This is a genomic window from Sulfuricurvum sp. (assembly GCF_030691015.1).
Classification (GTDB): Bacteria; Campylobacterota; Campylobacteria; order Campylobacterales; family Sulfurimonadaceae; genus Sulfuricurvum.
In genome coordinates this window covers 96,322-109,308 of the sequence record NZ_JAUYFF010000008.1, presented here as the reverse complement: position 1 = coordinate 109,308, position 12,987 = coordinate 96,322, and the positions used below count along the sequence as shown (strand labels likewise).

Genomic DNA, 12,987 nt, shown 5'->3' with positions numbered 1-12,987 from the left:
AATGAGTGAGCGTTTTAATCAAGCCGCACAGGAGTGGGACAAAGGGGATATGCGCCAAAACATCGCCCACGCTGTTTTTCAAATGATAGCGAGCCGTATTTCGTTATTAAATCATATGAATATTATGGATTTCGGCGCGGGGACGGGGCTACTCAGTTTTAAAATAGCCCCTTTGGTAAAAAGTGTCGTCGGTGTCGATCTCTCCGAAAAGATGCTCGAACAGCTGGCATCAAAAAATAGCTCCACGCTTGAGGTAACCCCCCTCTATCATGATATTTTGAATGAGCCTCTGAATCAACAGTTTCACGGAATCGTCAGTTCGATGGCAATGCACCACGTCGAAGATACGGCAGAGCTTTTTAAAGCTTTTCATGACCATTTAAAACGGGATGGATTTATTGCCATCGCCGATCTCGAAGCAGAAGACGGAACATTCCATTCGCATGGTAACGAAGGGGTACACCATTTCGGATTTGAGAGGGAGGCACTGCGAACAACAATCGAAAACGGAGGGTTTAAGCATGTCCGTTTTCATAACGCCTACACTGTTGAAAAAGAGAACGGAACGTATCCTATTTTCCTTGTAACCGCCACTAAAAAGGGCTAAAACTCTCATCTCGCACGCTTCTTGCATTATCATAGATACTTCACCTTTAGGAGTATCCTATGGTCAGCCGCGCAAAAATCAAAGAACTCATGAACGAGAGCGCATGTTCTCACAGCAAAGACAAAAAACCGGGAGAGGGATGCGATAAGCCCAAACCGGGACTTGCGGCGGGGGGATGTGCCTTTGACGGTGCCCAAATCTCCCTTTTCCCCTACGCCGATGCCGTACATCTCGTTCACGGCCCTCAAACGTGTTTGGGGGCGTCATGGGAGACCCGTGAGACAAAAACGTCCTACACGGGACGTGATCATACTCAGATGGGGTTTACGACGGGGATAAATACTAATGATGTCATCTTCGGCGGGGATAAACGGCTGGACGCGTCGATTGACTACATTATGGAGAACTACCGTCCCGAAGCAATTTTCGTCTATTCGACCTGCGTGACGGCGTTGGTGGGGGATGATATCGATATGACCTGTAAGAAAGCGTCTGAAAAACACGCCATTCCGATCGTCCCCGTCCATGCCGCAGGATTTGTGGGGAGTAAAAACCTCGGTTCACGTCTCGCGGGAGAAGCGGTGTTAGAGCATCTCATCGGCACCAAAGAGCCTGAATTCACTACACCCTATGATATCAACCTGATCGGCGATTACAACGTCACGGGGGATATGTGGCAGTATCTTCCTATCTTCGAGAAGATCGGACTTCGAGTACTGAGTTCGATGAGCGGTGATGGTCGGGTTGGGGATATCCGCACCGCCCACCGTGCCAAACTCAACGTCATCGTGTGTGCTAAATCGCTCATCACCTTGACCCGCAAGATGCAAGAGCAGTACGGTATTCCGTGGATTTCGGTCTCGTTTTACGGTAAGCGCGATACGACGTTCGCGATCCGCGAAATTGTGAGCGCGTTGGGAGATCCTGCACTGATAGAGCGTGCCGAGGTGGTGATTGCGGAGGAAGAGGCGGCGTTGGAAGAAAAAATCGCCCCGTATAAAGCTCTTTTCGCGGGTAAAAAAGCGGTGCTCAACACGGGAGGAAATAAAGCGTGGTCGATTGCTTCAGGATTACAGGATTTAGGGATTGAAGTGGTCGCCACGAGTATCGCCAAATCGACCCAAGACGACATCGACAAAGCGCGAGAATATTTAGGTGAAAACGGCGTTTTAATGACGAAGCCCGCTGCCGAGCAGGGAAAAATTATCGACTCTACAGGTGCGCATATCCTCCTCGCGGGGGGGCGAAGTCTCTACACCGCGATCAAGAAAAAAATCTCTTTTATCGATGTCAATCAAGAGAAAAAAACGAGCTACGGCGGATACGGCGGACTCCTAAATCTCGCCGAAGATTTGAAATACGCACTTCGTAATCCCGTATTTGCCAATGTCGGAAAACCCGCACCGTGGGAAGTGAATTAGGCGAAATTTTTTGCTAACGTTTGGTTCAGTTCTTTGAGGGAATCCTCGAGGTTGAAATCCGATTTGTAGACGTCATGGACGGAGTAGCTTTGTAGTGGCTGTGCACCGCAAAACTGGAAAAGTTTGTGCAGAGCGATGTTCGCCTGATCGACACTCATCCCCTCGAAAAACCCCTCCGGATTATTAAATTCGCTTGTCGGGCAGTTGTAAGTAAAACTGAGCATATATTTTTTATCCTGCATCAATCCGCCGCTACCGTATTTTTTGGACTCATCCTCACGGCTCCGCCCGTCGCTGACATAGGTGACGGTGTTGTTTCCGCCCGTGAATACTTCATCGACATATTTTTTTGCCAGCCACGGAAGTCCCATCCAGTAAACAGGAGACTGTACGAAGAAAATATCGGCCCATTTGAACTTTTCAAGCTCTTCGGCAACATCGTATCCTTCTTCAATCGATGTTTCACGTACGTCATAGCCGTTTGCGGTAAAAAACTTTTTTGCCTCATTGAGGAGATCGTGGGTTAGATTGCCGTTGGCGAATCCTTCGTATTTTTGGTGGAGGTTGAGGAGCAGAACGTGTTTCATAGTATTTTTCCTGAGATGAATATAGAGGAGGATTGTACTCCGATAGGGTTAATGGGATAAGAGGTGATCTCGCACGCTTCTTGCAATACGATTGTTTTAAACGCCATCGGAGCTAAGCCCCGATTGGCTACGCTGGCCGCTATGGCACTAAAGCTTGCCTCATTATGAGGCAGAAAGAGTTGTTATGGAATTCTCCCTCACTCATAAAGAGCACAAACCGCTTCAAGTCAACCCGATCAAACACTCCCAACCGATGGGAGCAACCCTCGCATTTCTAGGGGTCAAGGATTGTATCCCTCTTATGCACGGGGCGCAAGGGTGTGCCTCGTTTACGAAGGTCTTTTTTACCCGCCATTTCAATGAACCTATCGCGATCAACAACACCTCCGTGAGTGACATCACCGCCGTGCTTGATGGTGGGGATTACTCGATTTTGATGGCGATAGAGAATATCCAGAACAAAGAGAAAAATCTCAAACCCTCCATGATCGGTTTGCATACGACGGGACTCACCGAGACCAAAGGGGATGATGTTCGGGGTGTGGGGATGCACATCGAAATACCCTATGTATTTGTCAATACCCCCGATTACGAGGGGGGGATGGAGAGCGGATGGGCGTTGACCGTAACGGCGATGATTGAACAGCTCACCGAGGCCGCGACCGAGACAAAACCGAATAAACTTGTTTTTCTCCCCCATTTGAGTATGCAGCCTATCGAGGTGGAAAAGATCAAAGCTCTCTGTGAGGATTTCGGATTTGAGACTTATGCGCTCCCCGATCTCTCCACGTCACTGGACGGGTACTGGGAAGAGGGGCAGGGGAAACTCGCCAACGGTGGAATCACAGTGGATCAAATCCGAGATTTAGCAACGTCCAGTGTCGTGGTTTCCATCGGCGCTTCTATGAAAAAATCGGCACTCGCTCTGCAAAAAAAGAACCCCTCTATGGAGCATCTCCATTTCGATCATCTGATGGGATTGGAGGGGTGTGACAATTTTGTTAGTGCACTGATGAAAATACGACACTCTGAGCCAAAACCGATGATTAAACGGTGGCGTTCACGGCTGCAAGATGCGATGCTGGACAGCCATTTTCTTATCGGAACGTCCCATTTCGTCGTAACGGGAGAGCCGGATATGCTTGTCGGAATGTGCGCACTCTTGCGAAGTGTCGGGGGAACTGTCATTGCGGCGGTATCGACGACGTTTAGCGACGTTCTCCACACCATTGAAGCGGAAAATGTTTTCGTCGGGGATTTGGAAGACGCACGCCGTTTCTTTGATCGTGCGGATATGGTTATCAGTAATTTCCATGCAGAACGAATCTTGCATACGGTAGAGAATACTGCGCTCGTACTCCGAGGATTCCCGAACTATGAAGAGTTAGGGAACCAGCTCAAAAACGATCAGCTGTATGAAGGTAGTACGTACTTTTTGTTTGAGATAGCCAACACATTGAGAAAGGTCAAACATGAACACTAAAATCATAGTCGAAGGGGATAAAACAATGGAAAACGCGATCAAAGTTGCTTTTGCGACCAAAGATATGGAAGAGATCAATGCCCACTTCGGGGGTGCGAAAGAGTTCGTCGTTTACAACGTTTCCAAAGAGGGGTTTGAACTCTCCGAGGTGATTAAAACCGACAGCATCGCTCCCGAAGATGACGACAAGACCGATTATCGTGTCCGTGCCCTCAAGGGTGTCAATATCATGTACAGTGAGAGTATCGGGGGAACGGCAGCGGCAAAAGTGATCCGAGCGGGAATCCATCCGATGAAGGCCAATGAGTCTACACGGATCGAAGATGTCCTCAAAAGTTTAGTGCAAATGATCAACTCTAATCCTCCGCCATGGATTAAAAATATCATGCATATGCAGACCGAGCACGATGTGCGACAAGACCGATGGGCAGAGGGAGAATAAATGGAAGCGGAAAAGAAAATGAATGCGTTCGGAGTGGAGTTGATACGTCAAATCCGTGCACTCGATCAGTTCGGTAACTGGGCAAAAACGAGTGATGAAGAGTTGTTGATGAAAAAATATGTCAAAACCAAAGAGGATCTTAAATCTATCCCTTTGATCGCTGACATTGATGAGATGCTCACCAACGATATCAAAATGATCTATAAAGCGATCGCTTTGGCGTTTGAGCGACAAACGGGTGTCGTGTGCAATGTCATCATGGAGATGAGTCATGAGGGGTTCGGACGATGTGCCATCATCGCTGATCGTATCTGTATCGTCGATAAGTATTTTAAAGATGCACACCGCTTCGGTTTTAGAACATACGAAGCACTGTTTGAAGACGGTGATAAACATCTTTCTAATGCGATTGCGATTTACGAACAATACAAACCATGCAATAAACAAGGATAAGGAGTCTTAAGATGGCAAAAGTAGGAATTTTTTTCGGTAGCAGCAGCGGTGTCACACGAGGTGCGGCAGAACTATTGGCAGATGAGATCAAAGGTGCTGAACTCATCGATATGGAAGAAGATTTTGACGGGATCGATCAGTTTGAGGAGTACGATGTATTGATCCTCGGTTCTTCTACGTGGGGGCAGGGTGATCCACAGCGTGACTGGGTTGATCCTCTCTATGAACTGGATAACGAACGTCCCGATTTGAGCGGTAAAAAAGTGGCATTTTTCGGTGCGGGCGATCAAAAGACGCACGGCGAACACTTTTTGAGCGCATTGGGAAAAATGCACGATCTGTTTGTCTCTCTCGGATCTGAAGCACACGGGTTTATCCCGACCAGTGGATACGACTATGAATTTTCACTGGCGGAACGTGAGGGAAAATTCTGCGGCCTCGGGATCGATGATGTGAACCAAAAAGATTTGACCGAAGAACGTGTCCAAACATGGGCAAGCCAACTCAAAAGTGAGATGGGATTATAAGGAGATTATTATGGGAACGTTAGCTGAATTTCAACAAATAAGCGATACGGAAGATTTCTTTGATTTTTTTGATCTTGAATATGATGAACGTTTGGTTCAAGTCAAACGGTTCCATATGATGAAAAAATTCGGTGAATTGGTAGAGAAAGCCAAGGGGCATGATTTCGGAAATGACGAGAAACTGCTCGAGTATTACCGATTTGCCCTTATCACCGTCTATAAAAATTTTGAAAACGGCTACAGCCCCTCAGCCGCGGATGTCTGGGAGATGTTTGATAAACCCAGCGCTTGCGGTACCTGTTCCACATCGAGCAGCTGTAGCACTATAGAGGAGGTGAGTAATGGAGTCCACGCCTGTACCACAAACCATAGTATCAGTTTCTGAAGAAGAGATGCCGATTAATGATGAGGCACGTCGAACCAATCTTTATAAAATGTCGACCAAAGACGAAATCCTCTCTTTGTATCGGGTCGGTCAGCGGGTTCGTCTCACAAAAGCGATCCGCAATGACGGAACCTATCCTCATGCAGGGGTCGGTGAGACTCTCGTCGAAGCGGGAGCTGAGGGGTATGTGAGAGCCATCGGCGATTTTTTACAGACGATACGGGTGTACGAAGTGAACTTTATTGAAGAGGGGCTGGTCTTCGGATGCCGCGAAGCGGAACTGGAGAGTGCCCTCGAAGATGACGGATACGACGAAGTCGCCGAAGAGCTTCGATGGATCAAAGAACACCGTGCTGAGCGAGCCGCTGAAAAAGCGGCGCAATCTCAAGAAGAGGGGGAGTAATATCAACATCTTCTGAGATTTTTGCATACCGTATCAAGCGGAATTGGTGCCCTCGCGGCTAAATAATCGTAATCAACAAAGGAGTTGGGATGACAACACGTGTAGAAATTATGAATGACTTTTTGGCGATCAACGTCATACCGGGCAAAACGATTCAAGATATCGTTGAAGCTTCAGGAAGTGCGTTGCCGTTCGGATGCCGTGACGGTGAGTGCGGTACTTGTGTCGTAATGATTGAATCCGGTATGGAGTATATGAGCCCTACAACGGATAAAGAGAAAGCGGTACTTAAAACGCTTAACGAAAGTAATCCAAAAGCCCGTCTTGCTTGTCAAATGAAAGTCATTGCACCAAACGGATTGGTTCGCATCAAATACTAAGTTTAAACTTCCGTTCATGGTTCGACTCGCTCACCACGAACGGAAACTGCCTATTTTTTAATCATATAACTGCTTAAAAAAAGCCTATACTTTTCATAAGAACAAAATATGCATTTTATTGCGTAAATGTGTATTTTTTTAGGCGGATTATTATGCAAACATCACTCTCATACAAACAAAAACAATTACCTAGACTCTCGATGCAGACGTGGTTGCCGCTCTTGCAATGTTCCCTAAACGATCTCGAAAAACATTTGCAGGTTATTACGAATGAAAACCCATGTTTAGAGGTTAAATCAGGGTTCGAAGAGTCCAATAGCCAATCTGGAGGCACTGCGGCCTACGGCGCATTTCAGAATTATGTTTCAAACTCTTCGAGCGAGCAAATCGAATGGCTCAGTATCTCATCAACGTCATTGTATGAAAAACTCGATGAGCAGATCGTAGCCCCGCTGTTTCCGACACCGATTTCCCAAAAAATTGCACGCCAGATCGTCTATTACATCAATGATGAGGGGTATTTCGACGGCTCTATCGAAGAGGTGGCACGACAGTGTGATACCGATACGTATACAGTCGAGCGGGTACGTCAGCGATTTGCCCATTTGGAGCCTTCGGGTGTCGGAGCGGTCGATTATAAAGAGTCTTTTTTATTTCAGCTTAGCGATTATGATTTGGATGATGAACTCTCTATCTTGCTCGGAGCGATGATTTTACAGTTTGACAAGATGGAAAAATTTATCAAACACCCGAGACTGCATGATGCCAAAGCGGTATTGCAGCATCTTCGCAATCCTCCCGCATTGGAGTATATGGAGCCGGAAGCGCAGATCACTCCCGATCTTTTTGTCGAGTTTTCGGGTTCGGAACTGAACATTCGGATCAATCATGCCTTTTATCCCGATTTACAGGTCAATATGATCGATAAATACGATAATTTTGCGAAACAAAAATTCAAAGAGGCACGGGAACTCGTTAAGCTCCTCGATCTTCGTAAAGCGACTCTCTATAATGTCGCACTGGTACTGCTTGAAAAGCAATACGCCTTTTTTATGGGGGGAGAGCTGAAGCCTTTGCGTCTTCAAGATGTCGCCGATGAGCTGGGATTCAACGAATCGACGATCTCCCGTGCGATTGCCGATAAATACATCCAAACGGAGCGGGGATTGTACGCGTTCAAAGATTTTTTCTCCAACTCAATCGGAGAGGTATCGACTTCTGAGATCAAGCACTTTCTCAAACGGCTTGTCTCCAGCGAGAACAAAGATGATCCGTTCAGCGACAAAACCCTTCACGAGATGATCGAAGAGCGTTTCGGGGTGAAAATGGTACGCCGTGTCATCGCCAAATACCGTCAGGAACTCGATATCCCCTCGTATAAAGAGCGATTGTTTTTGTATAAACTCGAATTGCTCTAATTCTATGTCAATCTGACAGGTAATAGAGGTTTTTTCTAAAATCACTCTATTATCTCTCTTATGATTATCCATTTAGATTTAGATTGTTTTTTTGCTTCGTGCGAACGGGTTCGCAACCCCTCCTTAAACGGTAAATGTGTTGCCGTCGGGGGGCGGGGAGATCCGTTTATCTTTGATAAAAAGCCTTCCCGCGATAAAAAACTGATGACCCTAAATTCGGGAGCTTTTGTCCCCTCCTTATTTCATGCCGACCATGACAGCCGTAACTATTTTAAAGACGGAGATACGATACGGGGGATAATTACGACGGCAAGCTATGAAGCACGGGCTTACGGGATCAAAACGGCTATGAGCGTCCATGAAGCCCTCCGCCTTTGTCCCCATTTGATTGTCCTCCCTCCTAACCACCTTCTTTATCATACGATGAGTTATGAACTGATGGAGTACCTCTCTACCGTAGTCCCCGTAATGGAGCAGTACAGCATCGATGAGATGTTCGGCGATCTGGGCGGATGGATTGATGATGCTGATACGTATGATTTTATTCGAGACCTTCGAAACCGGATTACCATGGAGTTCAACCTTCCCGTTTCTATCGGTGCAAGCAGTTCCAAGTGGATCGCCAAACTAGCCACCTCTGCGGCCAAACCCTACGGTGTTCGGGTCGTTCGGCGTTCTGAGATCGAATTGTTTGTCAAAAATATCCCCATAGGCGATTTCCCCGGTGTCGGCAAAGCGTTCTCCCTCAAGATGGAGCGCTATGGCATCAAAACCATCGGGGATGCATGGAAATCGGATACGTTGATACAATCGTGGGGAAATCAGGGGAGGGATCTTTACGCACGTCTCAGAGGTGAGGACAACGAGCAGATTCAGCCCAGCCGTTCCCGCAAAGGGATTGGGATATCGCGCTCGATGGATCACCCTATCCAAGAGCGAAGTGAACTCTATCGGCGTATCCATATTTTGGTGCGTCATTGGAGCCATACGATTATGAAGCTGGGGGTGAACCCCACCACCTACTCTTTTTCCTTGGGGTATGAGAATTGGGGAAGTTCCAAAAAACAATACACCCTCTACCGTCTGTTCAACGAAACGTTTTTACACGCTTTTGCCACGGAGAAGTTTAAAGAGTTGGATATCCATCCCCATATCCGTGTTCGCTATATCGCGATGAGTGCGACCAAGTTTACCCATCATGATCCGAAAAGTTTTGATTTGCTTGAAATCCAAAACGATACCAAAATGCGCAGCCTTACCGATGCGGTGACGAAGATGAGGGATAAATACGGGATGGATATCGTGCGCGGCGGAGGAGAACTGTAAATGTATCGGTTATGTACCGTAGATAAAGTAATGTTCGCTTGTTTGATGCTTCGCATGATACATCGCTTGGTCGGCACATTTGAGGAGTGTTGATCCATCTGTGCCGTGTCCCGGGTAAAAAGCAATGCCGATACTGATGGAGGGGATGATAGTGCACTCATCAACGATAAGAGGTCGTTTTGCTTTCTCTATAAGGATTTTCGCAACGGTGATTGCTTCCGCAGGGTGTTGGATGGATTCAAAAATAACGGTAAATTCATCCCCCCCTAAGCGGGCTACAAAGTCATCAATCCGTATATTTTCCTTCAATCTCTCCGCTACGGCTTCTAACAGCTTATCGCCGCATTCATGCCCGTAGGTATCGTTGACCTCTTTGAATTGATTGAGATCGATAAAAAAGAGGGCGAATGTCTTATTTCCCCGTTCCGATCTGGCCAGTGTCTGACTTAGCATTTGATTGAAAAAGAGGCGGTTCGGTAATCCTGTCAAACTATCATGATGGGAATCGATGAGCAGTTGCTCCTCATACGCTTTTTGGAGGCTAATGTCACTCATTACCGCCACATAGCGTATGAGATGTCCATTTTCATCATGAATAGCCGAGATACTTTGCAATGAGGGATAAATCTCTCCATTTTTTCGTTTATTCCATATTTCGCCGTGCCATTTACCTGTTGCGTTGACCTCAAGGAATATCTCTTCATAAAATTGAGAGTCGTGTTTTCCCGATTTGAAAATTCTGGGATTTTTTCCCGCGACCTCGTCGAACGTAAATCCTGTTACAGTGATAAAGGCTTCATTGACTTTGATAATATTTTTAGACGCATCCGTTATAAAAATTACTTCGGAAGTATTGTGGAATACCGCATCGGACAATAGAAGTTCCGCTTCTCTGATTTTATACTCTTGAATATTGTCGACACTCAGCCAGATATAGGATAATCCTTTCATCGAAATAAGCTTGCCCGCAACTTTTACAGAAATACGCTCGTGATACACATTGATAAAGATACTTTCATACGGGGTGATAGAGCCGGTTTTTTTAAGGGTATTGAGATATTTTTTTTCTTGATCGCGGAGTTCGTCTGCGATCAGATCAAAATAATTGAGATGGTTCGCTTCGTCGTCATTCAAACCAATAATGTCCAAAAAGCTGGTATTGGCATCGATAATTTCCCCATTGAAGGTGCACAAAGCCAATCCGGTAGAAGAATTTTCAATCAAAATGCGGTTAAAGCGGCGTGAATCTTCGATATTTTGTACTAAAGGATGGAGAAAATACCAAAATATGACACTACCGGTCAAGGCTAACAAAATCGTCAATCCTAGTGCGTATTGCGCCGCTTCGATATAGGGAGCACGTATTTCAGCGAGATCGATTTTTGCGACTAACCCCCAGTTCATATCTTCTATCGGCACATAGGCCGCCAGAACGACGGCTCCTCGATAATCGTAGGTGACATCGACCCCTTTAACCCCTTGTAAAGCCCGCCGCATAGGCTCACCCAGATGAGAGTTCCAGAGTACGGGAGTCGGTTTCTCCATTTTATAATGACGCTGTTTGATCAAAAACTGAATTTTGTCGCCGTCACGTTTTCCGAGGGTAAACTCTCCTGTCTTTCCAAATCCCGCATATCCGTAATGGGCTTGTGATACTTTTCGAATAATATCCTCGGCGACTCTTTTTTTCATTTCGCTAGAGAGATTTTTGTGGAGAAGAAACTCTTGTTGCGCCACGACATGAATCATAACGGCTTGGGTAGAGACAAGTTCTTGCAAGCGGTCTTTTTGACGGTTAAAGCCGAGGTTATACAAGAGAATGATTGTGAACATGACGACAACAAACATATTAAATGAAAGGAGCGCAATAAGGTAATAAGGGGTTTGTTGTATTCGCTTATTGGCAAAGTATTCACTAAGGAAATCTTTTAACGCTTTCATACTACTAGCCCTTTGACTTCTAAACTGAATGGTTATTCAAAATTTCATAAATTATATCAGAAAATAGTCAGATAAAAATCTCACTCTCTTGCTTATTTGTTTTGGCGGGATAAGTGGTTATAAATTCCGGTTCCGACAATAAGCAACGTTACTCCGATGATCAGATAAAAAGCATTGATCAGTTTGCCGTAATCATCCAGTACAATTTTGAATACCGCCATTAATGACTCAATAGAGAGGGCAATAATGATAGAGGTCAAAAATTTACTCAGCGTTTTATTCTGAAGATCATTTCCGTAATTAAAAGTTTTGAAAAGTACCTCATTTTCAATAAGGGTCTTGGCCAAATCATAGATGGCAAGACCGATAGTAATGGAAATAATGGAGGTAAAGATCTCATGCATAACCACTTCCCCAGAATAGGGAGAGATGAGCATATGATAAAAAATATAGGCACCGTAAAAGATTAAAAAGATAGAGACAAGCCCCAGTAATAATCCGCCGATACCCATGACCAATCGGTTGATTTGCTCATACGCACTGTTGTGTTCGATCAGACGAAGCTCTTCGAGAAGCTTTAGCATATCGAAATCGGCAATAAGATAGTGATTATTCTCCCGTTTGACGGCTGTAAGGGTAGGGAGTCCCGTTACATGATGGAGGTAGGGGTTGCTGATATGGATAGATTCTTCTGCAAAGCTGACCCATTTGAAATAAAAAGATTTATCGGTTCCGTTACGTTCTTCATCAATGTAATTTCTCCCAAAACTGGGTGTGTATTGTGTAAATGCCTCATTGACGCTGTAGATAACTTCGGCTGCCTTTTCAGACTCGAAAAAACGACGCATATCTTTGGGATCGTTTGAGAGGGGATGAAAATTTTCCATCGTATTGCGGAGATAATATTGAATACTATTTTTGTGTTCGGTGTAGATACTGATGATCCGTTTCATGAAAACTCTCCTTATCTGAATTTTCAATTTAAGTTTTAGCACTCAATGGTTTAAGAGCGAGAGAGAATTTGAAGGTAGGGCATATTTTTAAGGATAGGATATTTATCCTTTTCGCCAAAAATAATTACTATACAAAGGTAGAATTAAATATTTTTTGATACTATTTCAATTACTACTTATTGGTAGAATAATAGACGGGGGTTGAAATGAGTGAGCGTATTACCAAAAATATGGCCAGAAATATTTACTTTGGCGGTGGTCTTTTCGCGATATTAGTATTTGCCGGACTTACCGTTGATACGGTTCAAAAAATTCCGGAATTAAGCCATGATGACAAAATTACTGAATCCGTGGCTCTTGGTAAACAAGTATGGGAGAATAACAACTGTGTCGGTTGTCATACTATCATGGGCGAAGGTGCTTATTACGCTCCGGAATTAGGAAATGCTTTCCAACGTTTAGGCGCAAGTGATGAGCAGGCCTTTAAAACCTATTTAGCAGGATGGATGGCAGCGCAACCTTTAGACACTCCTGATAGAAGAAAAATGCCGCAGTTTCACCTAACACAAGAACAAGTCAATAATCTTGCAGATTTCTTGATTTGGACATCTCGTGTTAATAACCAAGAGTGGCCACCAAATATTAAAGGATAAGGAGTATC

General features: G+C 45.2%; 15 protein-coding genes. 12 read left to right on the top strand and 3 right to left on the bottom strand.

Features of this window, described 5'->3' with window-relative positions:
* The first annotated feature begins 1 nt into the window (after position 1).
* Both Q8O20_RS06920 and nifE read left to right on the top strand, forming a co-directional pair.
* Positions 2–607, top strand: coding sequence for a class I SAM-dependent methyltransferase (locus Q8O20_RS06920; protein ID WP_305530563.1), 606 nt, complete (start codon positions 2–4; stop codon positions 605–607).
* A gap of 59 nt (positions 608–666) precedes the next feature.
* Positions 667–2,028, top strand: a complete 1,362-nt coding sequence (gene nifE, locus Q8O20_RS06915; RefSeq protein WP_305530562.1) for a nitrogenase iron-molybdenum cofactor biosynthesis protein NifE — start codon at positions 667–669, stop codon at positions 2,026–2,028.
* Here the strand turns inward: nifE and Q8O20_RS06910 are convergent.
* Positions 2,025–2,615, bottom strand: a complete 591-nt coding sequence (locus tag Q8O20_RS06910; protein ID WP_305530561.1) for an NAD(P)H-dependent oxidoreductase — start codon at positions 2,613–2,615, stop codon at positions 2,025–2,027. The genes nifE and Q8O20_RS06910 overlap by 4 nt on opposite strands.
* Positions 2,616–2,799: 184 nt before the next feature.
* Between Q8O20_RS06910 and nifN the strand changes: the two genes are divergently transcribed.
* The 9 genes from nifN to Q8O20_RS06865 all read left to right on the top strand — a co-directional run bounded on the left by nifN (position 2,800) and on the right by Q8O20_RS06865 (position 9,432).
* Positions 2,800–4,098, top strand: coding sequence for a nitrogenase iron-molybdenum cofactor biosynthesis protein NifN (gene nifN, locus Q8O20_RS06905; protein WP_305530560.1), 1,299 nt, complete (start codon positions 2,800–2,802; stop codon positions 4,096–4,098).
* The gene (gene nifX, locus Q8O20_RS06900; RefSeq protein WP_304742168.1) at positions 4,088–4,540 is read left to right on the top strand and encodes a nitrogen fixation protein NifX; all 453 of its coding nucleotides are present in this window, start codon (positions 4,088–4,090) and stop codon (positions 4,538–4,540) included. Before nifN ends, nifX begins: the two co-directional genes overlap by 11 nt.
* Positions 4,541–4,993 carry a NifX-associated nitrogen fixation protein gene (locus Q8O20_RS06895; RefSeq protein WP_294894625.1) on the top strand — a complete coding sequence of 151 codons (453 nt, stop codon included), beginning with the start codon at positions 4,541–4,543 and terminating at the stop codon, positions 4,991–4,993. It begins immediately after the preceding gene.
* A gap of 11 nt (positions 4,994–5,004) precedes the next feature.
* Positions 5,005–5,520 (top strand): flavodoxin, encoded by a 516-nt coding sequence (locus Q8O20_RS06890; protein ID WP_305530559.1) that lies wholly within the window; start codon positions 5,005–5,007, stop codon positions 5,518–5,520.
* Between the two features lie 10 nt (positions 5,521–5,530).
* Positions 5,531–5,905 carry a nitrogenase-stabilizing/protective protein NifW gene (locus Q8O20_RS06885; RefSeq protein ID WP_305530558.1) on the top strand — a complete coding sequence of 125 codons (375 nt, stop codon included), beginning with the start codon at positions 5,531–5,533 and terminating at the stop codon, positions 5,903–5,905.
* A complete protein-coding gene (locus Q8O20_RS06880) occupies positions 5,862–6,308 on the top strand; it encodes a nitrogen fixation protein NifZ (RefSeq protein WP_305530557.1) in 447 nt (148 codons plus the stop codon). Before Q8O20_RS06885 ends, Q8O20_RS06880 begins: the two co-directional genes overlap by 44 nt.
* A gap of 89 nt (positions 6,309–6,397) precedes the next feature.
* Positions 6,398–6,688, top strand: a complete 291-nt coding sequence (locus Q8O20_RS06875) for a 2Fe-2S iron-sulfur cluster binding domain-containing protein (protein ID WP_304742160.1) — start codon at positions 6,398–6,400, stop codon at positions 6,686–6,688.
* A 152-nt stretch (positions 6,689–6,840) separates the two neighbouring features.
* Entirely contained in the window at positions 6,841–8,106 is a 1,266-nt protein-coding gene (rpoN, locus tag Q8O20_RS06870) for an RNA polymerase factor sigma-54 (RefSeq protein WP_305530556.1), read from the top strand.
* A 60-nt stretch (positions 8,107–8,166) separates the two neighbouring features.
* Entirely contained in the window at positions 8,167–9,432 is a 1,266-nt protein-coding gene (locus Q8O20_RS06865) for a DNA polymerase IV (protein ID WP_305530555.1), read from the top strand.
* 9 nt (positions 9,433–9,441) lie between these two features.
* Here Q8O20_RS06865 and Q8O20_RS06860 read toward each other — a convergent pair whose 3' ends face one another.
* Together Q8O20_RS06860 and Q8O20_RS06855 are read right to left on the bottom strand one after the other, a co-directional pair.
* Positions 9,442–11,373 carry a diguanylate cyclase domain-containing protein gene (locus Q8O20_RS06860; protein ID WP_305530554.1) on the bottom strand — a complete coding sequence of 644 codons (1,932 nt, stop codon included), beginning with the start codon at positions 11,371–11,373 and terminating at the stop codon, positions 9,442–9,444.
* A 92-nt stretch (positions 11,374–11,465) separates the two neighbouring features.
* Positions 11,466–12,326: a hypothetical protein gene (locus Q8O20_RS06855; protein WP_305530553.1), complete on the bottom strand. Its 861-nt coding sequence runs from the start codon at positions 12,324–12,326 to the stop codon at positions 11,466–11,468.
* A gap of 206 nt (positions 12,327–12,532) precedes the next feature.
* Here Q8O20_RS06855 and Q8O20_RS06850 point away from each other — a divergent pair, with 206 nt between their 5' ends.
* A complete protein-coding gene (locus Q8O20_RS06850; protein WP_304738408.1) occupies positions 12,533–12,979 on the top strand; it encodes a cytochrome c in 447 nt (148 codons plus the stop codon).
* Positions 12,980–12,987 lie beyond the last annotated feature (8 nt).

What these genes read in the sequence shown, in the direction of transcription:
- Q8O20_RS06920 (WP_305530563.1), top strand. Translation starts at nt 2, where the DNA reads ATGAGTGAGCGTTTTAATCAAGCCGCACAGGAGTGGGACAAAGGGGAT.
- nifE (WP_305530562.1), top strand. Translation starts at nt 667, where the DNA reads ATGGTCAGCCGCGCAAAAATCAAAGAACTCATGAACGAGAGCGCATGT.
- Q8O20_RS06910 (WP_305530561.1), bottom strand. Translation starts at nt 2,615, where the DNA reads ATGAAACACGTTCTGCTCCTCAACCTCCACCAAAAATACGAAGGATTC.
- nifN (WP_305530560.1), top strand. Translation starts at nt 2,800, where the DNA reads ATGGAATTCTCCCTCACTCATAAAGAGCACAAACCGCTTCAAGTCAAC.
- nifX (WP_304742168.1), top strand. Translation starts at nt 4,088, where the DNA reads ATGAACACTAAAATCATAGTCGAAGGGGATAAAACAATGGAAAACGCG.
- Q8O20_RS06895 (WP_294894625.1), top strand. Translation starts at nt 4,541, where the DNA reads ATGGAAGCGGAAAAGAAAATGAATGCGTTCGGAGTGGAGTTGATACGT.
- Q8O20_RS06890 (WP_305530559.1), top strand. Translation starts at nt 5,005, where the DNA reads ATGGCAAAAGTAGGAATTTTTTTCGGTAGCAGCAGCGGTGTCACACGA.
- Q8O20_RS06885 (WP_305530558.1), top strand. Translation starts at nt 5,531, where the DNA reads ATGGGAACGTTAGCTGAATTTCAACAAATAAGCGATACGGAAGATTTC.
- Q8O20_RS06880 (WP_305530557.1), top strand. Translation starts at nt 5,862, where the DNA reads ATGGAGTCCACGCCTGTACCACAAACCATAGTATCAGTTTCTGAAGAA.
- Q8O20_RS06875 (WP_304742160.1), top strand. Translation starts at nt 6,398, where the DNA reads ATGACAACACGTGTAGAAATTATGAATGACTTTTTGGCGATCAACGTC.
- rpoN (WP_305530556.1), top strand. Translation starts at nt 6,841, where the DNA reads ATGCAAACATCACTCTCATACAAACAAAAACAATTACCTAGACTCTCG.
- Q8O20_RS06865 (WP_305530555.1), top strand. Translation starts at nt 8,167, where the DNA reads ATGATTATCCATTTAGATTTAGATTGTTTTTTTGCTTCGTGCGAACGG.
- Q8O20_RS06860 (WP_305530554.1), bottom strand. Translation starts at nt 11,373, where the DNA reads ATGAAAGCGTTAAAAGATTTCCTTAGTGAATACTTTGCCAATAAGCGA.
- Q8O20_RS06855 (WP_305530553.1), bottom strand. Translation starts at nt 12,326, where the DNA reads ATGAAACGGATCATCAGTATCTACACCGAACACAAAAATAGTATTCAA.
- Q8O20_RS06850 (WP_304738408.1), top strand. Translation starts at nt 12,533, where the DNA reads ATGAGTGAGCGTATTACCAAAAATATGGCCAGAAATATTTACTTTGGC.